This is a genomic window from Mucilaginibacter sp. OK098 (genome assembly GCF_900142915.1).
Classification (GTDB): domain Bacteria; phylum Bacteroidota; class Bacteroidia; order Sphingobacteriales; family Sphingobacteriaceae; genus Mucilaginibacter.
This window is the reverse complement of sequence record NZ_FRCM01000007.1, coordinates 373,609-396,702: the sequence shown is the minus strand read 5'-3', so window position 1 is coordinate 396,702 and position 23,094 is coordinate 373,609. Positions and strand designations below refer to the sequence as shown.

Here is a 23,094-nt window from a genome sequence, read left to right as displayed (position 1 = left end):
AGAATAAAGGTAACAATTACGGGTTTTTAAAGAATTGGTTAAACAGCTCAAAATTAATAGGTAATTTGACAACCTTAAATTAATTTTCATATCTAAACTTATCGCAATGCACCTTACTGTTAGAATGGCCTGGCACGATAACAAATGGAACGGCAAAGTTTGCTGTGATCCTGCCGCAAATACCTATTGTACCGGCGTACATTCTCTATTATCCGGCAGAATAGAAAAACGAAAAGATACCGAATACGAGCAAAAGGATGGCGTTCGTGATCAATATATTGCGGGGAATTTTGCAGCAGCCGAAGTACCGCCTTGTTACTGGAGTATAAACGCATTCAGCGATCAGGATGTGCCCGTTGAACATCAGCATGCTTTCCAATGGGTGGAACAAACCATACCTGAAGTATTAAGAAAGTATTCAGTAGTTACCTGGCCTTTCCGATTATCATTTGTTCATGGCACCGAAGAAAAAAGGCTGCACGGAAATTATTGGCCTGATTTAGACCAAAGAATTGACAACTACATCAAAAAATTTACGCCAAAACAGTCCATACTTTTCTTTTATGCCAACTATGATAACCCGGTTTCAGGTGATGATATGAAATACCTTGTCATTGGATGTTCGATGATACGACAGGTGCCGACCCCGCTTCATTTCGATTTTGAGCCTGAAGATCTTAGGGAAATTCGGAAAATTAAAAGGAAAAAGGTTGGAAACAGTTGGGTTGACAATAACAACATGAAAAATTTCCCGACCATGAACTGGATGCTTCAGTTCAGCCATGATCCGGAAACTGCTATTCAATTACCTTACCATGAATATCTCACCCACATTGAGAACAATCCGGACAATCAGCATTTTTTGGATGACATTAAGGTAGTTGCCGATGAGCCATCTTTAATCAAGGGGTTCAAATATGTAAGTATGGATATTGATGATGATAAATGCCTATACCTGCTTTATAAGATCAGAAAATCCATTAAAAAGATTCAGGAACATAAACAGGCTATTGTTAATACAGACTACTCCATAGAGGAAGGGCGGATCAACAAATTGATCAAAAGTGTTTGGGATAAGCGAGGTATATACCCATCGTTAAATCATGTTTTCAATCATTATTTTGATAACGAAGAATTATCATCTGAGCTGGCCAACATCATTGAAAATAATGCCACCAATGAAAACCACCTTTTGAAAATATTAGAAGGTTTGTTAAATGAAGATATACCTAACTATTTAATGCCTTTTGAAGATTCATTACTCGATCTGATTGAAAAGCGGCATTTCAAGAAAAATATTAAGTCACTTGCAAAGCTTTCGTTGTTTATATTAACACCCAATCAAATTAACCGCATCATTGAAAATGCCGATTTGCTAAAAGAAATCGCAATTAATCCATACATCTTATATGAGGATTACGAGGCAGGTGAAGATGATTTGAATAATCCTGATATGCAGGATGAGCCAATTGATATATTCAAGATCGATATCGGGATGATCCCAGATGTGAATTTTGTTCGCCGGCACCGGAAAATGCAAAATTTAACTGAGGACAGCCCGGAAAGGTTAAGGTCTGTAATATTAAACTACTTGTTTGATATTGGGCAGGCTGGACATTGTTATAGCTCGGCCCAGGAGGTTTTAGAAAACCTATATGAAAATCCGCTAATCTATAAAAATGGTATTACCCTGGATAACAATGCCATCTTAAATATAGATGATGATTACAAATCGCATTTTGAAAATAAGCTCAGTCTTTACGAGGAAAGCAAAAAAGAAAAATTCTATTATCGCAAAGTAGTCCGGGAGGCAGAACACCAGATTGAAGAAGCATTTACCAATTTAATTGCAAGACCAGCGCACAAAATATCCAATATAGATATTGACCAACACATTAATGATAGCCTGGCCGAACTTAAAAACACAATAACTACTGAGGAGCATAAAGAAAAATTCCGATCGGAAAGGAAACAACTATACGTCAATATATTTGAGAAGTCTTTTTTCCTGCTAACCGGGAGGCCCGGCGCTGGTAAAACTTATGAAACCAGTAAGATCATTGAGCACCTGACCAATCAAAATGAAGAAATTATTGTACTTGCGCCAACTGGTAAAGCTGCGCTTAGGTTAACGGAGAATATCAGGAAGTACACCGAACTGACGAATGTCGAAGCAAAGACAATCGACAGCTTTATTTTCGAAAAGAAGTTTGCCTACCTATATGAGGATTGGGACGAATGTTTTGTTGTTCCGGAAGATAAGAAGATCATTGTGGAAAATTTGGTGATAGATGAATCATCGATGATCGACCTGAATAAATTATCTATTTTATTTTCCATCATCAACTTCGATAAGAAACATTTAAAAAGGATCATCCTAGTAGGTGACGAAAACCAATTGCCGCCAATTGGTTTAGGTAAACCATTTCACGATACCATCAACCACATTAAAGCCGTACCGGAGCTGGCCATTAATCATTATATCAAGTTAATTTCCAACTGTAGGCAGGAAAATGATGAAACTATCCTTGGTCTAGCCGAGGCATTTGCTGAAAAGAATAAATATTATGAACAATCCTTTAATAAGATCGAAGGTTCGGATGGTCAAAAAAGCGACGGTTTATTTGTCTATCGCTGGGCTAACGGCGAGGCACTTTTTGAAAAAATAAGAGCTGCTATGGATATCATTTTCGGTTACGAAGTGGATGACCACCAGGATTACGATGATTTTGAAAAGCTAAATTTATTATTCGGCCTGTATAATAGCGGTTGGGTAAATAATCAAGACGGTGGTTTTAAACAAACCCTTCAGATTGAAAGGCTGCAAGTCTTAACACCTTACCGAACTGATTATTATGGAACATCTGGCTTGAATCAGCTTTTTCAGGACAGTTACCGCCGAAAGAACAAAAAGGAAAGCTATAATTTTGTATTTCATAACGCAGAGAAGATCATCAGGCTTAATAACTGGTACACCGGTTGGGGAGATAATCGGAAGTTGAAACTTTCAAACGGTTCGATGGGAATTGTGAATGTTAAAACATCCATAATACCGGAAGAAAGGAAATACCATTTTAGAGATAACGACTGGCCGATGAAGTCCGTTGATGACGAAGAAAACTTTGATTTAGCCTATGCGATAACCGTGCATAAATCCCAGGGCAGTGATTTCAGAAACGTGTTCATGGTGATTCCTAAAAAAGCAGCCCTTTTAAATAAGGAACTTTTATACACGGCATTAACCCGCTCCAAATTCCGGCTGTTTATTTTCCTGCAGGATACTAAAGAAAACCTGCTGATGAAAGCCAAGAACACTTCGCAATTGTTGCAAAGAAAGACCTCGGTATTCAGAAGGCCGGAAAACAAAGTAGGTAAATATTCTCCCGAGCCAGGCGTTAATGTATCTTCAAAAATTGAACTCATCATTTATGAGGCCTTAAAGAGGCATAACATGGCTTTTAAATATGAACAGGAATTACAGCTAAGCAGCTACAGCTTCAAAATACATCCTGATTTTACTATTCGCTTAAATACAGGAGTGACTATTTATTGGGAACACCTCGGCATGTTAGATTTACGAGATTATTACAATGACTGGCAAGGCCGGCGAAGAGCGTTTGATAAAGATAATTTAACCGAGTTCCTGATAACCACTGACGACCTAAATGGCGTAGATCTGCAATTGCTTGACCAGGTTATTGAAGATATCAAACACAAATCGCTAAAATCGACGCTAGGAAACCGTTTTTCAAACCATCACTACGAACTTAAATAAACTAAAATTGAAACTTTTTAATAAAGGCATCGGCAATATATATATTATTGATATACTGTCTGATATGAATTTATCAGGGCAATTCGTAACCCTTTTTGAAGGTAAGATACCGGTGGAGCTTAAAACACCAACTTCGAAAGAGGACCTTTTTGCAATTCTTGATGAAATTGCAAAAGTTGAAACGTTTGAAGGGATTCTCATTCATTTGATTGCTCATGGCAATGAAAACAGAGAGCGATTTGTTAAGGATGCAAATTTCATTGTTTACTGGAAAGAGCTTGTGTCGCGTTTAACCCTTATTAATGAGGGTTGCGACGATAGTTTAATTATTAATGCAAGTAATACCTGTTTCAGCGATGCCTTGACATTGGTAAAACAAGCCTACCCAAAAGCATTTCACGCGGCAATCTATTCTATCATATCCCGTTTCGAGCAGGCGTTCAGCCAAAATGTAACCATATATGGAAAATGGTTAAATGGCATTAATATGATTGATGCAATTAATGAAGAAAACGACCTGATTTATGATAGCCAGGATGATCAGATCAGGCCATTTGGATATATTGGGAATTAAAATTTTGGTTATTGGTGTCCCACCGACTCATGACGGTTATTATCGTAAATCAAAAAATACTTGCCAGAAAATACTTCAAAGACCACGATCAGTTCAAACGCAGAATGCTTATCGTAAATGAATATTTCGTTTTCAAGATCAAATCCCGAATGGCTGCTAAATCCATCTACGGTCAGCAATAACCAGATACGTTTTAGTCCGCTTTCAGATTGATAGTCATTAAATCTTTTGTCCTTAGCGGCTATCCGTTCTTCGGCCAATTCTCTAAAACCTCCGATTGCAAAATAACGTTCGCCCAGCTCAATGCTGACCGGATGGCCGGGATTGCTTTCAAAATTAGTCTCGGTTATAAATAGCGGGCTTACAGGATTTTCTTTTTTTAAAACTCCAATTACGTATTTAGCAACTATCTTCTTTAATGATTCCCGTTCCCCGGTAGTAAATCCCCTTGCGTTTAAAGACTTGTTGGCAATTGCCGGCTGGTCGAAGTCAATGAAAAGATTGACGATACCGTCAAGGCTTGGGTCGCTTTGCTGAACGATAACGGCAGCATCCTGCAGCAATTTCTGAGTGGTTTTTGTTGCACGTTTCATCTTTTCATCGATGATACGTGAATGTTCAAGTCCGATTTTATCTTCACCCATTTTGAAAATAAAATCCGGATATATTGACATTTTTGATGGCGCACTAAACTCAATATTTAATCCCGTTTTAGTCAAAAACCGGCCCGCATCCATTAATTCTTCGTACTTATCCTTGGTTGTCTTAGGGGTACTGTCAAGTAATGACCTGTAGGATTCAGTGTAGTTTTGGACTGCGAGGTATTCCTCCCTGTTATTTTCCTGGCCCTTTTTGATTTCGGCACGAAGCTTTTCTTCAGAAACCCCGAGCATAGCCGCTATGGAGCGAATGGTATTATCCTCGTTATGGGACGCATTCAATTTAAAATGCTGACGGTACAAATGACCGGAAGCTGGTTTACGGGGACTATTAGTACCATGTTCAAATATCGTATCATCAGTTGTATCCATAATTAAAGATCTTCTCTTCGTTCGTCTGTGTGGCATTTGTGCGCCTCAAGAATAATGCGCTATTGTTAGTTACGGGCCGGGAACGGCACAATCTTATTTGCTTTGAATTCCCTTCTGACCCTCAGTATGTTGCGGTAGCTTTCAAGATTAGCTGACTCATTTCCATCGACACGTCCTTCTTGCGTGACTGGATTATGAAATAAATTTAAAATGGGAATTATTTTTCCGGATAGTCTCAAAATATGCGGACGAAGGTCTGTTACAACGTCTATGATGTTCATCAATAAATCAAATTGCTCTTTGGGATAGGTGAAATAACCTATCGGAAAAAGATCAATTTGGTAATTGGCTTTTGGTATCGGACCAAAGTTTTTTTCTGTGACATCAATTGACTTTAATTCTTCAATGATCTTTTCTAACTCCCGTTTGGCTTCGGCCTCGTTTTGAAATGTATTGATTAAAAGGTTTAAAAACTGCTCGTGTCTGGTGCCGCCGTTAGTCAGATACTCATATTTTTTGCGCAGTTCTTTTAAATCATAGGTGTCAATCAACGTTTCCATTGTAGAGCCCGCTTCCGTTGCCTGGTCGTCATGTCCGATAAGGCGTAAAAGTTCATATCTGAGCGAATGGGCGACTATCAAGTTCTCGGTCGAATCCAGTGTCTGGTAAATTGCAGCGACCTCGTCCAGTATGGTACAATAGCCAATCACTTTTTCAATTTGTTCAGTGGTAAATATAACGTTGACCACCTTTGCACTTTCATCAAAATTCATGATATACTCGTGTGTGAACAGATTACTGTAATAAGCTTTGATAACAGTGATTGTAATAATATTATAAGCAAAGAAATCGCCTTGGCCGCGGGCAAATTCACGCAATTCTTCAGCTCGTGGGCCATACATATCTGCTGTTTTTTGCCATTCTGCAAGCTCCCTACTTACTATATCCGCTGCCCAGGGTGTCCCCCTTAAAACACTTAGGTTCCTAATAAGCGCATTATTCAACACTTCAGCCTCCATGGCGAGTATTTGTGCACGGGCATGTATACCAATATTATCGTCCGCTTCGGGATGGGCAATAATTTCATTCATCTTTTGGTAAAAGCCTCGCACTCTTTCTTGGGTCAGCGAATGACCGTCGAATAGTTCATTGAAACTTTTTTGAATACTTACGTAAAGCCCGATATAGCTTGAATTGACCATTGTTTCCATCGCAGCATCGTATTCCTCACGGGAATTGATACCCAACGAATATTTGGCGGCTTCCAGGTGGTAACGGGCTATTTCCGCGAGGCCATCTCTGAGTTGCTCTTTGAATTTCAGGCTTATCTTGAAACAAGTTATGGCTTGATGCATTTCTGCCTTCCGATAATGCGCCATTCCACAAACCATCTGAAATAAAGCGCGATCTATTATCCTGTAGTTTACCAAACCTTTCTGACGGATAATCTCGTCGTACTTGTATTCATTGATCAACCTCATCCCAAAGCGTTCAAGCTCAGCAACAATATCCGATTCCGCCGTAACCTTTTCATTTTCATCAATGGTGACACGGGAAAAGCGATCATTTTGGAAATGTACATTTAGTAGGTGCCTAACGTTCCGAATTGTTTTACTTCTCGTAAATATCTGTTGGTAAAGCGTATCAAGCGCATCGCTATCCAATATGTCGGTAAACTTTACGCCGACCGTGTTAGGCCAGTCGCCTCCTGGGTAAGTTTCGGTTAGATAAATGAATACTTCATGGGCGTTCTTATAGTAAAATTTGGATTCTTTTGCAACAAACAATACGTAATATGAGTGCCCGTTGAAGCTGATCAGGTAATTAACGTTCGAAACTTCTACAGGAAACCGGAACGATCCGTCATTCGAAGCATTTATGGATGACGTGGACTTAAGCTGAACGGCAAATCGAAAATTAGTGTAGTGGTTATTATTCTTTAACTCTACTATATAATCGATGCCCACATCTGTATCCGTTTCTGGCCGGGCCTGAAACTTTCCTGGGTCTAAGATGCGTTCAAATTCAATCCGTGATGTCTTTTCAAGGTCCTTATTTGCGCTGCCCTTTGGTAAATGCTTGTCAACTAAATCGTCGAAATTCATTGTTTAAGTGGAAAATATGAAGGTACAGCATTTTAGGCTGGAATGAAAGTATGTTGAAAACATGAACTTTTGGTCTTAGGGAATGTTAAGCTGCGAATTGAGCGCCTAATGTGAAATTTCTTATTATATTTAATTCTATATCTTACTCGACAGTTTTTAATGTCAATATTTGCATATCAGTCATTTGCTAATTGAAATAAATGATCTTAAATCCCAAACCTTATTCGCCAAATGTTAACAGAACTTTCGGTAATACGATTATCGTTTTGCGTGATGAGGACTTTGCAGGTGTCAAGTATAAAACAGGGCAAATTGCTGTCACCTATCAGTCTTGCTTTTTTAAAAAATTGATCATTCAAAATGGTGAAGACGTTCAATTTGAAGAGGTTTCACTTGGTTTTTTTAATTGTTATATAGAAGAATTAATAATATCTGATGTCCTAACTTCAAACGTTACAATCAACATTCATGCTTCAATGTTAAGCGGTAGGGTAAATGCAATTAATCTTAGGTCGATTAGTCTTGGTAACTGTATATTAATAAGTAGTGTTTTTTTGATTACTCAAAAATCGGTTTCAATTGCTTATACGACTGAAAATATTTTCCCATACTGGTGGTCTAAGATTTTTAGAAAAATCGGAAAGCCAAAATATAAAAGGATATTACGCCAACGACAAGATTATCATATTGAAAAACCGGGTCAAATTGCTATTAGGTCAACTAAAAAGGCGGATGAAAAAAGTGGAAGGTATATTAACGAATGGGAAAATAGAAAGGAGTATCGGATCGGCTATAAATTAACAAAGGCAGAGGCTGATTCCTTAAAAATTCATTTAACCATAAACTATGGAACTATTTCAACTGATAGCGCTACATCTGTAGATAATGTCGTTTTACAATCTCTTTCTCTTTCCGGTATACCGTTAGGAAAAATTAATATTGATAATGTTGAGGTGTCGAATTTGTACCTCTCAAATTTTGAACCTCAAAACGAAACCGTTTTTTATAATTTAACTCCACGTCCATTGTTGATCGATGAAACGAAAGTAGGTATTCATAAGTGTAACTTTGATCATGTTTGGTTTGATAATGTGGAGTTTAACAAATTCGATAGGCTTTCTTTTTATCGTTCAAAACTCTCAAAAGCAACGTTCACATCCTGTAGCTTTCCAGACAAATATGAACGCTTCGATAAATTCCTCACCATACCTAATATACATCTTGTCGAAGAGCGTCCGAACAATTATCATAAAGATCAGTATGAAATGCTTTTGCAATTGAAAAAAGCATTTGAATCTACCGGTAATTACTATGAGGGTTTAAAACTTCAGGCAATATCCTATGCAGCACTTCACCAGGTAAAAGCTATCTCAAGAGGAGATAAAATAATATTGCGTTTAAACAGGGTTTCAAACGGCTATGGCTTATCACTTAAAAAGCCTACCTACTGGTTCTTTAGGTTAACCATTTCATTCTATTTAATTTATCTCTGGAGCCTCGGAATGCTTTTTCAGCCTACTAAACTTGATCTCAAACTGATTGGCTACTATTTCTCTTTTATTGATATCACACATTGGAGCGATTTTTTGGTTAATAAATCTGATCTGACCGGATTAGCTTTAACGGTGGATTACCTAAATAAAGTCGTCATCGGTTATTTGGTTTTCCAATTTATTTCGGCATTTAGAAAGTATAGTAAAAACGGGTAGGCAGAGAAACTTTTTTCGATGGTAACCAGCTTCATCAGAAATAAGATTGGCAGTGAATGTGTACGTTGTTACGGTAAAATATATTAACAAAAACTAATTTAAGCCAAATAACCAATAAAGGATAACTGAACATTATCGAATGGAGCAGTAAAGCAAGCCGTGTTTGGTCACCCAAACAAGCTATGCCGGGATACCCGTATCCAACTACGCTTCACATTGTTCAGCACATCAAAAGAAAGTGTATTTTAATCAAGTGATTATTCGGAAGTAAGCCATTAAGACCTTACCATTACTCAAGCGAAATCGTTGCAATTAATACTAATTACCTTTTGTAATTGGTTATTCCAAACTTTAGAAAATTTTTACCCACTCCTGTTATACTTATTCTTCCGATACTATGTAGCACATGGAAGCCGAAAGTATTTCTATTCCCAATAGATTGAAACTGCATCGCAAGTTAAGCGGCCTGACGCAAATCCAGGCCGCACGACTTTTGGGCTTCCAAACGGTAACTCAGCTCTCTCAATGGGAAAGTGGTGCGGATATGCCAAGCGGCACTAACCTCATAAAGCTTGGTATCATATACAACACCTATCCTAACGAACTGTATTTCGAATATTACCAATCACTGAAAAAAGCACTTAAGGCCAAAGAAGACCTTTCAGGGGAAATACTCTAAAGGACACAAATAAATATTGGTATGATTTGGATGTCCGTAAGGGCAGGGTTCTTTTGTGCGCAAATTTTTGGCGCTTGAAAGATAATTCGAACGAACGCATCGATTTTTTAAAAAGATCGAACGATTACAAAAAGCACATTAACAACAATAAATAAATGAAAGCTATCAAAAGCTATATGTATACACCACAAGAAATAAAGCTGGCGCACGAGATCGCAATGGACCTGAATGACGAGGTTTCGATCTCGTTCTACCTTGCCTGCACCAAAAAGTACTCGCACCGGACGCTGCGCAGCGTCCTTGCCCACGTCATGGCCATTCCCAGCGAGGAAATCAGGCGCTCGCGCGGCGCGCTCTTCAACCACATTATCAGCAACAAGCCGCAAACCAGCCACGACGATGAAACAGCGCAATATGAGCATTCTGGGTATTAGCCTCGGGGCCAAGCGCAACGGCGTGGCAGTAATCAGCTACGAAACGCTGATCCACTGGAAGGTGCATACCACGCCCGGCACCTGGTCCGAAATGAAGCTGCGCTGCATCGTCGACCGGTACGAAGCCTATATCAGGAAATACGCGGTGAAGTGGGTGCTGATAAAGGTCCCTCCGTACACCCATCATTCCCCGGCTATCAACGCACTTATCCACGAGCTGCTGCAACTCTGCCAGCGGCACGGATGCATGGTCGAGTACAAGACGAAGGCTTCGATCCAGGCGGACATTCCCGAAGTGCAAACGCCCAAGGAGCTAATGCGCTATCTCACCAACCGCTTTCCGATACTCATTCACGAGCAGGAGAAGGAACTGCGGCACAGGCAGCCCTACCAGACCAAGATGTTCGAGGCGGTGCTCGCCGCCCACTACCTGCACCAACAGATCATTACCAATAACAAATAGCGACGCGACACTCAAGGTAGTTATACCTTGAGTGTTTTTTGTTGAAAAATTCTTCCTCCTGTTAGGCAAACGGATATTTCGCTATCTTTAATACAAATAACCAATTCCTTTCACAACCACATAAAACCACTCAACCATGGAACAATCCAAGCACGTCGGCATTTGGATCAGGGTATCCACCGAACGACAAGTCAAGGAAGAAAGTCCCGAGCATCACGAGCAGCGCGCCCGGCATTACGTCCAGGCAAAGGAAGGCTGGCAGGTACTGGAGGTCTATCGCCTCGAGGCAGTCAGCGGAAAGTCAGTCATAGACCATCCCGAAGCAAGGCGCATGCTTGCCGACATCCGAAGAGGGCACATCACCGGCCTGGTATTCTCGAAGCTTGCCCGCCTTGCCCGCAATACCAAGGAGCTGCTGGAGTTTGCCGACATCTTCCGCAGGGAACAGGCAGACCTCATTTCCCTTGCCGAAAACATTGATACCAGCACGCCGGCAGGCCGACTGTTCTTCACCATCATTTCCGCAATGGCAGAATGGGAACGGGAAGAAATTGCGAGCCGCGTCCAGGCATCGGTACCCATCAGGGCGAAGCTTGGAAAGTCCCTCGGCGGCCAGGCCTCGTTCGGCTACCAGTGGAAGGGCAATGACTTTGCCATCCACCCCGCGGAAGCCCCGGTGCGCAAGCTGATGTACGAGCTCTTCCTGAAGCACCAGCGCAAGTTTGCCGTGGCCGAGGAGCTGTACACAAGAGGCTTTCGCCCCCGCAAGGGCGTGAAGTTCACCGCCACCACCGTCGACCGCCTGCTGCGCGACAGCACCGCAAAGGGCATGCGCCGGGCCAACTACACCAAAAGCCCCGGCAAGGACAGGAACTGGACAGTCAAGCCCGAAAGCGACTGGATATACATGCCATGCGAGGCCATTGTATCGGAGGAAACCTGGAACGAATGCAACGCCATTTTGGACGCGCAAACCAAGCGCCGAACCCCCGTGGGAAAGAAGGCGGTCTATCTGCTGTCCGGCTTCGTGTTCTGCACCTGCGGCACCGCCATGTACGTCTATCATTCCTCAAAGTCCTATGCGTGCAAGAAGTGCAAAATCCGGATTGCGGTTGCCGATCTCGATGAGATATACCAACTGTACCTGAAAGAGTATTTGGTCAGTATCAACCACGCGGATTATGTCACGCGATGCGACATGCAGTTGAAGGAATGCACCGTGTTATTAGAAGCTTCCCGAAAGGAGCGGCAGAAACTATCCAAGCGCATTAATGACTTATTGGACTTGCGCCTTGACGGATCGCTGACCAAGGAGCGGTACATGGAAACATACGTGCCACTGGAAGCGCAATTGCAACAACTTGATGCAGAACTGCCACGGTTGGAAGCTGAAATTGACGTGCGCACTATCAGCTTGATGTCGAGCGATTCGGTGCTGACGGAAGTGCGAACCCTGCATGACGAATGGAACAACTTGGCATTTGAGCAACGCCGGGGCATCGTGGAAACGATCACCACCTCAATCGAAATTGGGCAGGCTGATATAACCATCAACCTTGCCTACGCGCCCCCGCTTCCTCAAAATCCAAAGAATACTTCCCACCACTTCAGGGATTCATACTCGCCACCAACATAAACGAGCTCGGGTAATCAACCGTAAACTTGGCTCTTGAAATAGTTACCCGGCGTTCTTCCAGCGGCTGGCGCATAACTTCAAGCGCACTTCGTTTAAATTCAGGCAATTCATCCAAAAATAACACCCCATTGTGTGCTAATGAGATCTCACCAGGCTGCGGGTTGCTGCCACCGCCCACCAAAGCCACATCGCTTATGGTATGATGTGGTGAACGGAACGGCCGGGTAGTAACCAGCGCATCAGCAGCAGACAGCTTACCGGCAACCGAATGGATCTTGGTAGTCTCTAATGATTCGTATAAGCTTAGCGGCGGCAAAATAGATGGCAGCCTGCGCGCCAGCATGGTTTTACCAGCTCCCGGCGGACCGATCAATATTACATTATGACCGCCTGCGGCGGCAATTTCAAGGGCGCGTTTTATGTTTTCCTGTCCGCGTACTTCGCTAAAGTCGCTGTCGTAATTGGTAAGGCTTTTAAAAAACTCATCGCGGGTATTCACTACTTCAGCAGTTAGCTGGGTTTCGCCATTAAAAAAACCAACCACCTCTTTTATATTTTCAACGCCGTATACCTCCAGCTCATTTACTATAGCTGCTTCACGGGCGTTTTGTTTAGGGAGGATGAAGCCTTTATAGCCTTCTTTACGGGCTTGTATGGCAATAGGTAAGGCGCCCTTTATAGGTTGTACAGTACCATCAAGGGAAAGCTCGCCCATTATCAGGTATTTTTCAAGCTCTTCGTTTTCTATTTGCCCTGAGCTGGCCAATATGGCGGTGGCTATGGTAAGGTCATAAGCAGAACCCTCTTTGCGGATATCTGCCGGGGCCATATTTACCACAATTCTTTGCCGGGGCATGCGGTAACTATTGGTTTGCAGGGCGGCCTCAATCCGCTGCATAGATTCGCGTACTGCATTATCCGGTAGGCCCACAATAAAGTAGGCCAGCTTACCCGGACTTATATTTACCTCAATGGTGATGGTTATTGCTTCGATACCATAAACCGCACTTCCAAAAGTTTTAACTAACACAAATGATAAAGTTATTCAAAAGGCGAAAGTTATATAATTTAATTGAGGGATAAAACATTGAATGTATTATTGATGTGCGCTGCATGTAATCCTTGATTTTTAACTAGCTTTATAGTAAATACCAATCACTAAAACCGATTTTCCTGCACCTTATTTATCGTATAATGAAGCAAAAGTTAATTATTACCTGCTTAATATGGTTATCCTGCTGCTTTAGGGCATATAGCCAGGATACAACTTTTGCCGGTAAAGCTATAGTTGCATTAAAAAGCTTTTTATCAAGCCATCCTGCCGAGAAAGCTTACCTGCACTTTGATAAGTCTTACTATGCAGCCGGGGATACTCTATATTTTAAAGCATACGTTACAATGGGGCAGCGGCATGAACCATCACAAATAAGCGGGATACTGCATGTAGACCTTATTAATACTCAAAATAAAATAGACCAATCGTTATTGTTAGATATAACGGGGGGAATAGGTAAGGGAGATTTTGCCTTACCCGATTCCCTGCCAAAAGGGAATTACAGGGTAAGGGCCTATACTGATTGGATGCGGAATAATGGGGAAACAGGATTTTTTTATCAGACAATTGCAATAGGCTCATTGCTCGGGAATAAAGTATCTGAAAGCGGAGATAGAAGCCAACAACAAATACCCGGGAAACCTGAAATACAATTCTTACCTGAAGGAGGAAGCCTTGTAAGTGGCATCAAATCAAAAGTAGCTTTTAAGGCAATAGGCTCAAACGGCCTGGGTATAGCGGCTAAAGGAACGATCACTGACAATACAGGAAAAGCAATAACCAGTTTTGCATCCGCTCATTTAGGGATGGGCTGGTTTTACCTCCAGCCCGAGGATGGTAAAAGCTACACCGCCAGTCTGACTTTTGCAGATGGTACTCAAAACGCGATCAATTTGCCCGATGCGGAAAAACAGGGTACAACATTGGCTGCAAATAATGATTCAATTCAGAAGATATCAGTGGTAATTACCGCCAATAACGCCGTTTACCTCCAAAATAAAGGAAAAGATTATTCCCTGCTGATCTATTCGGGTGGCGCTGCCACGGTAGTTACTGCCCCTCTTGACAACCCGGAGATAAAGTTCGACGTTGCCAAACACAGGCTCCACACTGGTGTAGCCACACTCACCCTGTTTTCACCAAACGGAGAACCGATAAGCGAACGACTGTTTTTTGTGCAAAACTACGACCAGATGCGACTGGCAGTAAACAGCGATAAAGAGGCATATACGGCACGGGAGAAGGTTGTTATTAAATTAAATGCAAAGAACAGGGCTGATTCGCTTATTGCCGGTAGCTTTTCTGTTTCGGTAACCGATGAAAACAAAGTACCGGTTGATGAGAATACAGAAAATACTATATTGAGCAACTTGCTGCTAACATCAGACTTGAAGGGGAATGTTGAGCAGCCAAATTATTATTTTACTGATGTAACGGATGAAAAGCTAAAAGAGCTCGACCTGGTAATGCTTACCCACGGCTACCGCCAGTTTGAATGGAAGAAATTATTAAGCAATGGATATCCGTCCATTGCATGGCAACCCGAAACTGACCTTGAGATAAGTGGCGTTGCTAAAACTTTAGGCGGGAAGCCGCTGGCAAAAGGCATGGTAACTTTAATATCAACTAAGGGACATACTTTTCTAAGTGAAAAAACGGATAATAACGGCAATTTCAGGTTTAAAAACCTGGCGTTTGGAGATACCACCAATTTTGTTTTACAGGCTGCTACTGCCAAAGGGAGCAATTCAACCCAATTAACATATACAGCAAAAACAACTCCGCCTGTATTGGCTGATAACCGGCAAATGGTCCAGGATAATAATGCACCGATGTCCCTTTATTTAAAAAACACTGAAAAGCAGCAGGAGCAATTAAATATGCAGGGTTTAGGAAAGGGAACAATGCTGAACGAGGTAAAAATAAAGGCCCGGAAATCAGATCCTTCTGTTACATCGATAAGGTATGGCTTCCCTGACTATGTTCTTTATGGAAAGGAAATTGGCCCAGGGAGTCAGCTGGCTTTTAAATTAATGGGAAGGATACCGGGAGTGTTGATAATGATAGTTCCCGGATCCGGATCACATTATACGGCTGTTTTGGGAAAGAATATACGCAGTGGCGCGCCAATGAAAATAATAGTAGATGAGCGTGAAATGGGTGCTGATTTTGACCTAAACTCCCTGAGTGCGTCGAGAATCGATAAAATTGAATCCATGACTGGCGGAGTGGGGGTGTTATTGATAACCACTAAATACGGGCTACAACCGGAAGATATCATATCAACGGGCTTTTTGGCGATTAAAGCAAATGGCTTTTATAAAGCCCGCGAGTTTTATTCGCCTAAATATGAAAGTACCGTCCCCGGCAAATTTACTGACCTTAGAACAACTATTTACTGGAACCCTAATGTTATAACAGATAAAGATGGCAATGCCTCATTCAGCTATTTCAACGCTGATGGTAAAGGAACTTATCGCATGGTTATTGAAGGTATTGATGCAGAAGGTAATTTAGGCAGGCAGGTGTACCGGTATAAAGTGGAATAATCCATCGTTCCAGACTTTTACCTGGTTTTTTGACTATCTTTATATCAAGTACAATTTAAACCAATCGCTACTACCGGTTTCCTGCACCTTATTTATTGTTCAATGAAGCAAAAGTTAATTATCACCTGCTTAATATGGCTATCGTGTAGCTTTGTCGTATATAGTCAGGATACAACTTTCGCCGGTAAGGCCATAGGCGCATTAAAGGGCTTCTTATCCAGCCACGCTGCCGAGAAAGCTTACCTGCACTTTGATAAGCCTTACTATGCAGCTGGAGATACCATGTATTTTAAAGCTTATGTTACAATGGGCCAGCGGCATGAACCATCACAAATAAGCGGGGTACTGCATGTAGACCTTATTAATACTCAAAATAAAATAGACCAATCGTTATTGTTAAACATATCAGGTGGAGTAGCTAAAGGAGATTTTGCGCTGCCCGATTCCCTGCCAAAAGGAAATTACAGGGTAAGGGCCTATACTGATTGGATGCGAAATAATGGAGTAACGGGTTTTTTTGACCAGCCTTTCGCATTAGGCTCGTTACTTGCAAATAAAATATCTGAAAGCGGCGATAGAAACCAACAACAGACCCCCGGAAAGCCTGAAATACAGTTCTTACCTGAAGGAGGAAGCCTTGTAAGCGGGATTAAATCAAAAATAGCCTTTAAGGCAATTGGCTCAAATGGCTTGGGCATAGCGGCTAAGGGAATAATTGCTGATAATACAGGAAAAATAATAACCAGCTTTGCATCCACTCATTTAGGCATGGGCTGGTTTTACCTTGAGCCTGAGGACGGTAAAAGCTATAGCGCCAATCTCACTTTTGCTGATGGTACTCAAAACGCGATCAATTTGCCCGATGCGGAAAAACAGGGTACAACATTGGCTGCAAATAATGATTCAATTCAGAAGATATCGGTGGTAATTACCGCCAATAACACCGCTTACCTCCAAAATAAAGGAAAAGATTATTCCCTGCTGATCTATTCGGGTGGCGCTGTCACTGTAGTTACTAGTCCGCTCGACAGCCCGGTGATAAAGTTTGACATTGCCAAACACCGGCTCCACACTGGTGTAGCCACACTCACCCTGTTTTCGCCAAACGGGGAACCAATAAGCGAGCGTTTGTTTTTTGTGCAAAACTACGATGATCTGCGACTGGCAGTAAACAGTGATAAAGCGGCATATGCGACAAGGGAGAAGGTTATTATCAAATTAAATGCAAAGAACAGGGCTGATTCGCTTATTGCCGGTAGTTTTTCTGTTTCGGTAGCCGATGAAAACAAAGTACCGGTTGATGAAAATACAGAAAACACCCTATTGAGTAATCTGCTGTTAACATCAGACTTGAAGGGAAATGTTGAGCAGCCAAATTACTATTTCACTAATGTAACCGATGAAAAGCTAAAAGAGCTTGACCTGGTAATGCTTACCCACGGCTACCGCCAGTTTGAGTGGAAGCAATTATTAAACAATGGTTATCCACCGGTAACGTGGCAACCCGAAACCGGCCTTGAGATAAGCGGCATAGCTAAAACCACAGGCGGTAAACCTTTGGCAAAAGGAATGGTAACTTTAATATCAGCTAAGGGGCATTCTTTTCTGAGTGAGCAAACTGATAATAACGGTAATTTCAGGTTTAAAAACATGGTGTTTGCAGATACCACAAGGTTTATTTTGCAGGCTGCTACTGCTAAAGGGGGCAATTCAACCCAATTAACATATACTGCAAAAACGGGGCCGCCTGTATTGCCTGACAACCGGCAAACTATTCAGGATAATAACGGGCCAATATCCCTTTATTTAAAAAATACTGAAAAGCAGCAGGAACAATTAAATAAGCAGGGCTTAGGAAAGGGGACAATGCTAAACGAAGTAACGATAAAGGCACGCAAATCAGAACCTTCTGCAATGTCGGCCAGGTATGGCTTTCCTGACCATGTTCTTCATGGCAAGGAAATTGGCTTAGGGAGCCAGCTTGCTATTAAATTAATGTGGCGGATACCAGGAGTGGAAATACTTTCGGGAGATGGAATACACTATTATGCTAAGTTGAGGAACAAGCTTACGGGTGGCAAGCCCAAGCCAATGAGAATAGTGTTAGATGGTATGGAAATGCCCCTTGGTTTTGACCTGAACTCCCTGAGTGCAGTAACAATTGATAAAATTGAATCTATGGTTAATACTGGTGACTCTGATACAGCGGGTGTGTTAGCAATAACTACCAAATATGGGTTACAACCGGAAGATATCGTATCAACCGGCTTTTTGCGCATTAAAGCAAATGGCTTTTATAAGGCCCGCGAATTTTATTCGCCTAAATATGAAAGTACCGTTCCCGGCAAATTTGCTGACCTGAGAACAACTATTTACTGGAACCCTAATGTTATAACAGATAAAGACGGCAATGCTTCATTCAGTTATTTCAACGCTGATGGTAAAGGAACCTACCGCATAGTCATTGAAGGTATTGATGCCGAAGGTAATTTAGGCAGGCAGGTGTACCGGTATAAGGTGGAGTAGTGAAATTCCTTACTACTTTTCAAAATACTTAAGGCTCACCGTTTCGCCATCAAAAACGGCATAGCTGCAGGCATATACCCATTCGCCAAGGTTAATATAGCGGCTTTTGTCGGTTAGCCGGATATCAAGCGGTAAATGGCGGTGACCAAATACCAGGTAGTCGTAAAAATGTGTTTTCAGTAATTCATTGCTGAAAATTACCAGCCATTCCTGTTGCCCCGGTTTAGGATTATCCTTTTTTTCACTAACTATTCGGCTGTGGGCCGACCAGTAATTGGCAATCCCTACACCGAGGTTTGGGTGGATGCGTGCAAAAAGCCACTGGCAGAGCTTACTCCTGAAAAATCGCTTTAAAAACTTGTAAAATGTATCGCCGGGGCCTAAACCATCGCCATGGTGCAGATAAAACTTTTTGCCGTTGCGCTCAATCTCCAGCTCATTGCTGATGATGGTTGCACCAAGCTCGCGCTCAAAATAATCAAACATCCACATATCATGGTTCCCCTTGAAGAAATACAGCTTTATACCTGCGTCTGCAAGTTCAGCAAGCTTACCTAAAAAGCGGATATACCCTTTGGGAACAACAGTTTTATACTCAAACCAAAAATCAAACACATCGCCCATTAAAAAAACTTCGGTTGCGTCTGCTTTAATAAAGTCGAGCCAGCGTACCAAACGGGCTTCGCGCTCCCTGCTGGAAGCATAAGTTCCGGTGCCTAAATGAAAGTCAGAAGCGAAATATATTTTATTACGGATAGCCATTACTGCTGTAAAAATAAGCTAATAATGTTTAGATGTGCAAATGAGGAAGACCAGGTAGTTGCGTTTTTATTATGATGCGGTATTTAATTGCTGGTTGTTAAACGGATTTGCCTGTTCACATACCTGGTTAACCAGGTCGCGGGATAGGGGCTTGGTCATAAATGAATTAACGCAGGCATATTTTTTCGACTGGAAAACATCCGCAGTACGGATAGATGAGCTCATGATATGAACTCTAACGTTCTTATTTGCATCGGCATTAAAGCTTTCCAGCTTATCTAAGAATTCCCAGCCGGTAAGCTGGGGCATATCAAGATCTAAAAATATTACATCCGGCATGGTGCCGCCGTCTTTGTTTTCTTCTAAATAATCTAAAACCAACCTGCCGTCAAAAGTATAGGTAGCTTGCTGACAGTTATAATTATTATGCAGTAAACGTTGCATAATATAGTGATCTGTTGGGTTGTCATCAATTACTACAAGTTTGCACATAATAATCAGTTTAAATAATGGCTAATATAAGTATTTTAAAACTAACGATTTAAGTAATATTTGTATTTTGTAATAGTACAATTACAAGTACTTAAAACACCTTGCTTTCTAATTAATAGGCAATAGATGTGCCACATCATTTTTTAAGTTGATATGTCTTTTTATTCTTGTTTAGGAAAACTAATTTTACTTATGATTAATAATTATGGGTAATATGGGAATAGCAGGATCAAAAACTGTGGAAAATTTAGCGCATGATGTGGCGGGAAGAACGCGGGAAATATAAAAACATGAATGCCAAAGACCATTTATTAACCCGCTTGTATTAAGTCAACAGTAATTAACTATAAGTCATAAGTGAATTTTATTTTTTTCTGGCTTAGAGCTATAGAGTCTTGGCTCAAGACAGTCAATCCATACATGGCATGGCACCGGGATTTTTCACCATTCCAACAGCAGTTTCATCAAACATTACAAAAGCATATTTCCATAAGCCGTTAAAAAAAATTATTTTAGCCGCCCCGTAATGAATTTTTTTAGTAAACCAATTAAACCCACTGATGCAGACGATGATAAACTGCTGGCCAATTACCGCGAAAGCGGTGATCTTGCGATTTTGGGTAAGCTTTATGAAAATCAGATGGCATTGGTTTATGGGGTTTGCTTAAAATATCTTAAGGACGAGGAGCAGGCAAAGGATGCTGTTATGGGGATATTTGAGGAACTGACAGTAAAGGTTAAGCAGCATGATATCAAACAGTTTAAGAGCTGGCTTTATGTGCTGAGCCGTAATTATTGTTTAATGCAACTGCGGGCGGGTAAAAAGATGGAGCTGGTTAATTTAGATGATGTTATGGAATTTTCACTGGTTTTGCATCCTGATGATAATAACCGTGAAGCAGCTATGCAGGCATTGGAAAAATGTATGGATAAATTGTCGGGCAATCAAAAACAAAGCATAAGCTTGTTTTATTTAAAAGAGAAGTGTTATAAAGAAATAACTGAACTTACCGGCTTTAGTCTTAACGATGTAAAAAGCTATATACAGAACGGTAAGAGGAACCTGAAGATCTGTTTGGAAAAAGATAGTGAGTAAAAAGGAAACAGACATATTGCTGATTAGGAAGTATCTGAACGGAGAACTTGATGCCCCTGCTATGCACCAATTGGAAAAACGCGCCCAGGACGATCCTTTTTTGATGGACGCGCTGGAAGGCTATGAAAATGCCGCAACCAATCAGCAGGCAAATTTTGATGATCTTGCAAGCCGTTTACAAAAGCGGATCACACCCAAACAAAGGCGCATAATTCCTTACAGAACTTTAGCTATTGCAGCATCTGTGTTAATTGTATTTACCATTGGCTGGTTGTGGTTAAGCAATGATCATAAACCAGTGCCTCAAACCACCGCAAAAATTGTTGAACCGGCAACAAAGCCTGCCGCCGCTAAACCTGTAGCAACTGATACGGTTATAAGTAATCAAATTGCCGCTAATGTTGCTGCGCCGCCAGAAAAATTCCCTAAAAGACCTGTAAGAAGGGGAGTTTTGCGCGAAGTTGTTGTTGCTGATAAAGCAGTGGCTGATAATATGATAGCGAGCGCGGAGCCGGTTGCAGCTAAAGCAGATACCGTTGCTGCAGATACCACTCCTTTAAATGAAATGGTAGTAATGAACTACACTGCGGCAAAGAAAAAGGACGTAAAAGAAAGTGTTCCGGCAACGGAGGAAAGCAAATTAAAAAGCATCCCCCCTGTAAGTACTGAACGAATATTGCAAAGCCAGGTTGCTGGCGTAACAAAAACACCTGCGGGCTCGCCGTTTAGTGCTCTTTCATCAAATATAATTTTACAGGGAAGAATTGTTGATAAAAACGACGGAATGGCCTTGCCAGGGGTATCTGTTCGTGTACAAGGAACAAAATTTGGCGCTGTTACTGATAATAATGGAAAATTTTCTATCCCGGTTGATAGTAACAGATCGAGCATTGTTATTGCTTATGTAGGGTACAATACGGTTAAATTAAACACACGTAACCGGGATTCACTAAAAACAATACGTTTGGAGCCCAATAATCAATCCCTTAGTGAGGTTGTTGTTGTGGGATACGGCTCACAAAAAAATAAAGATGAAACTGTAACAGCGGCGCATCCCCAGGCAGGCTGGCATAGCTTTAAAAAATATTTAAATGAAAACGCGGTATCGCCTGATGGCAAAAATGGCATAGTAAAGCTCTCACTTATGATTGACAATAATGGTAATATCAGCGAAGTTACCGTTATAAAGGGCTTAAGCCCGTTAACAAACAAAAAGGCTATTGATTTGATAAACAATGGCCCTGATTGGATCGGGAGCAGCAACGGACAAACCGAACAGGTTGAGATCCGCATAAAGTTCGTTTCTAAAAAATAGGAAGATAGAATCAAGAAGTCAGGAATCAAGAGTCAAGATAAAAAGAATAGCTATTATTTCTTGTGTCTTGACTCTTGATTTCTTGTCTCAATTCCTCCTACTTCTTGTTCTTATCAGCGAAAGCAAATACTTTTTGCAGCAAAGGAGTGCTGCGGGCGCCAATATTTTTACGAATATTAAGTTCTTCCAGCGCTATTTCAAAAAACAAACCATCAATAGCTTTTTGGGTAACATAGGCACTGATATCAGGGTTCATTTTACCTACAAAAGGAATTTTATTGTATTCGCCGGCCGCCTGGCTATAATATTTTGTGGCGTTGGTTTTATCTAAGCTGCCCTGTATAACCGGTTTAAATGCACCAGTTAACTGGTCGGTAGTTGTTTTTTTAAAATATTGAGTAGCTGCATCCTGATTGCCCAGCAAAATGTTTGATACATCCTGGATGCTCATATGTTTAATGGCAGTAATAAATATAGGTTTTGCCTGCTTGGCTGCATCCTCGGCGGCTCGGTTTAGTGAAAGGATAACATTGTCGCACAATTTACCTAAGCCTAAACCCCTTAATGTTTTTTCCGCTTTTTGAGCCTGCGGCGGGAAAAGGATTTTTATGGCAGCATTGCCAAAATAGCCATTTACAGCCGAAAGCTGATCTGAGCTTTTAGCGGTTCCCTGCTGTAATGCTTGTTTTAAGGCATTGCCCATATCTAATGATGATGGAATGCTTATTTGAATTGGATTTGCTTTAACAGGAACAGGAGAATTATAGCTGGATAATGTTAAAGATAAAACCAGGGCAGGGATAATTAAAAATACGTTTTTCATTTCGGGGTAGCTTTTAAAGTTAATTTATCAATATTGTTACTGCCAAATTAAACAAAATTTTTAGCAGAAAG

16 protein-coding genes and 1 pseudogene are annotated in these 23,094 nt (G+C 41.2%); 11 read left to right on the top strand and 6 right to left on the bottom strand.

The window, feature by feature from the left end; translation table 11 throughout:
- Positions 1-106 precede the first annotated feature (106 nt).
- Both BUE31_RS24345 and BUE31_RS24340 read left to right on the top strand, forming a co-directional pair.
- Positions 107-3,775: an ATP-dependent DNA helicase gene (locus BUE31_RS24345; RefSeq protein WP_083620265.1), complete on the top strand. Its 3,669-nt coding sequence runs from the start codon at positions 107-109 to the stop codon at positions 3,773-3,775.
- Positions 3,776-3,782: 7 nt separating this feature from the next.
- On the top strand, positions 3,783-4,349 hold the full coding sequence (locus BUE31_RS24340; protein WP_073406452.1) for a hypothetical protein: 567 nt from the start codon (positions 3,783-3,785) through the stop codon (positions 4,347-4,349).
- Positions 4,350-4,357: 8 nt separating this feature from the next.
- On the opposite strand, the gene BUE31_RS24335 is transcribed toward BUE31_RS24340, so the two are convergent.
- Together BUE31_RS24335 and BUE31_RS24330 are read right to left on the bottom strand one after the other, a co-directional pair.
- On the bottom strand, positions 4,358-5,380 hold the full coding sequence (locus BUE31_RS24335) for a hypothetical protein (protein ID WP_073406451.1): 1,023 nt from the start codon (positions 5,378-5,380) through the stop codon (positions 4,358-4,360).
- 65 nt (positions 5,381-5,445) lie between these two features.
- A complete protein-coding gene (locus BUE31_RS24330) occupies positions 5,446-7,485 on the bottom strand; it encodes a DUF4365 domain-containing protein (protein WP_073406450.1) in 2,040 nt (679 codons plus the stop codon).
- Positions 7,486-7,685: 200 nt separating this feature from the next.
- Between BUE31_RS24330 and BUE31_RS24325 the strand changes: the two genes are divergently transcribed.
- The 5 genes from BUE31_RS24325 (at position 7,686) to BUE31_RS24305 (ending at position 12,406) form a co-directional block, all read left to right on the top strand.
- A complete protein-coding gene (locus tag BUE31_RS24325; protein ID WP_073406449.1) occupies positions 7,686-9,194 on the top strand; it encodes a hypothetical protein in 1,509 nt (502 codons plus the stop codon).
- 406 nt (positions 9,195-9,600) lie between these two features.
- On the top strand, positions 9,601-9,873 hold the full coding sequence (locus tag BUE31_RS24320) for a helix-turn-helix domain-containing protein (RefSeq protein ID WP_073406448.1): 273 nt from the start codon (positions 9,601-9,603) through the stop codon (positions 9,871-9,873).
- A 155-nt stretch (positions 9,874-10,028) separates the two neighbouring features.
- Positions 10,029-10,307: a hypothetical protein gene (locus tag BUE31_RS24315; protein ID WP_073406447.1), complete on the top strand. Its 279-nt coding sequence runs from the start codon at positions 10,029-10,031 to the stop codon at positions 10,305-10,307.
- Positions 10,273-10,770, top strand: coding sequence for a hypothetical protein (locus BUE31_RS24310; RefSeq protein ID WP_073406446.1), 498 nt, complete (start codon positions 10,273-10,275; stop codon positions 10,768-10,770). The genes BUE31_RS24315 and BUE31_RS24310 overlap by 35 nt, the downstream gene beginning before the upstream one ends.
- A 136-nt stretch (positions 10,771-10,906) precedes the next feature.
- Positions 10,907-12,406, top strand: a complete 1,500-nt coding sequence (locus tag BUE31_RS24305) for a recombinase family protein (protein ID WP_073406445.1) — start codon at positions 10,907-10,909, stop codon at positions 12,404-12,406.
- On the opposite strand, the pseudogene BUE31_RS24300 reads toward BUE31_RS24305, so the two are convergent.
- Positions 12,381-13,436 (bottom strand): annotated as a pseudogene (locus tag BUE31_RS24300) (YifB family Mg chelatase-like AAA ATPase); the annotation flags it as partial. The gene BUE31_RS24305 and the pseudogene BUE31_RS24300 sit on opposite strands and share 26 nt — an antisense overlap.
- Before the next feature lie 164 nt (positions 13,437-13,600).
- Between BUE31_RS24300 and BUE31_RS24295 the strand changes: the two are divergent.
- Positions 13,601-16,009 carry a hypothetical protein gene (locus BUE31_RS24295; protein WP_073406444.1) on the top strand — a complete coding sequence of 803 codons (2,409 nt, stop codon included), beginning with the start codon at positions 13,601-13,603 and terminating at the stop codon, positions 16,007-16,009.
- A gap of 102 nt (positions 16,010-16,111) precedes the next feature.
- Positions 16,112-18,535 (top strand): hypothetical protein, encoded by a 2,424-nt coding sequence (locus BUE31_RS24290; protein ID WP_073406443.1) that lies wholly within the window; start codon positions 16,112-16,114, stop codon positions 18,533-18,535.
- 12 nt (positions 18,536-18,547) lie between these two features.
- On the opposite strand, the gene BUE31_RS24285 is transcribed toward BUE31_RS24290, so the two are convergent.
- Positions 18,548-19,297 carry a UDP-2,3-diacylglucosamine diphosphatase gene (locus BUE31_RS24285; protein ID WP_073406442.1) on the bottom strand — a complete coding sequence of 250 codons (750 nt, stop codon included), beginning with the start codon at positions 19,295-19,297 and terminating at the stop codon, positions 18,548-18,550.
- A 69-nt stretch (positions 19,298-19,366) separates the two neighbouring features.
- The gene (locus tag BUE31_RS24280) at positions 19,367-19,789 is read right to left on the bottom strand and encodes a response regulator (protein WP_073406441.1); all 423 of its coding nucleotides are present in this window, start codon (positions 19,787-19,789) and stop codon (positions 19,367-19,369) included.
- Positions 19,790-20,315: 526 nt separating this feature from the next.
- On the opposite strand from BUE31_RS24280, the gene BUE31_RS24275 reads away from it, so the two are divergent.
- Both BUE31_RS24275 and BUE31_RS24270 read left to right on the top strand, forming a co-directional pair.
- Positions 20,316-20,885, top strand: coding sequence for an RNA polymerase sigma factor (locus BUE31_RS24275; RefSeq protein WP_073406440.1), 570 nt, complete (start codon positions 20,316-20,318; stop codon positions 20,883-20,885).
- Positions 20,878-22,200 (top strand): carboxypeptidase-like regulatory domain-containing protein, encoded by a 1,323-nt coding sequence (locus BUE31_RS24270; protein WP_073406439.1) that lies wholly within the window; start codon positions 20,878-20,880, stop codon positions 22,198-22,200. The genes BUE31_RS24275 and BUE31_RS24270 overlap by 8 nt, the downstream gene beginning before the upstream one ends.
- A 97-nt stretch (positions 22,201-22,297) precedes the next feature.
- On the opposite strand, the gene BUE31_RS24265 is transcribed toward BUE31_RS24270, so the two are convergent.
- Positions 22,298-23,023: a DUF4197 domain-containing protein gene (locus BUE31_RS24265; protein ID WP_073406438.1), complete on the bottom strand. Its 726-nt coding sequence runs from the start codon at positions 23,021-23,023 to the stop codon at positions 22,298-22,300.
- Positions 23,024-23,094 lie beyond the last annotated feature (71 nt).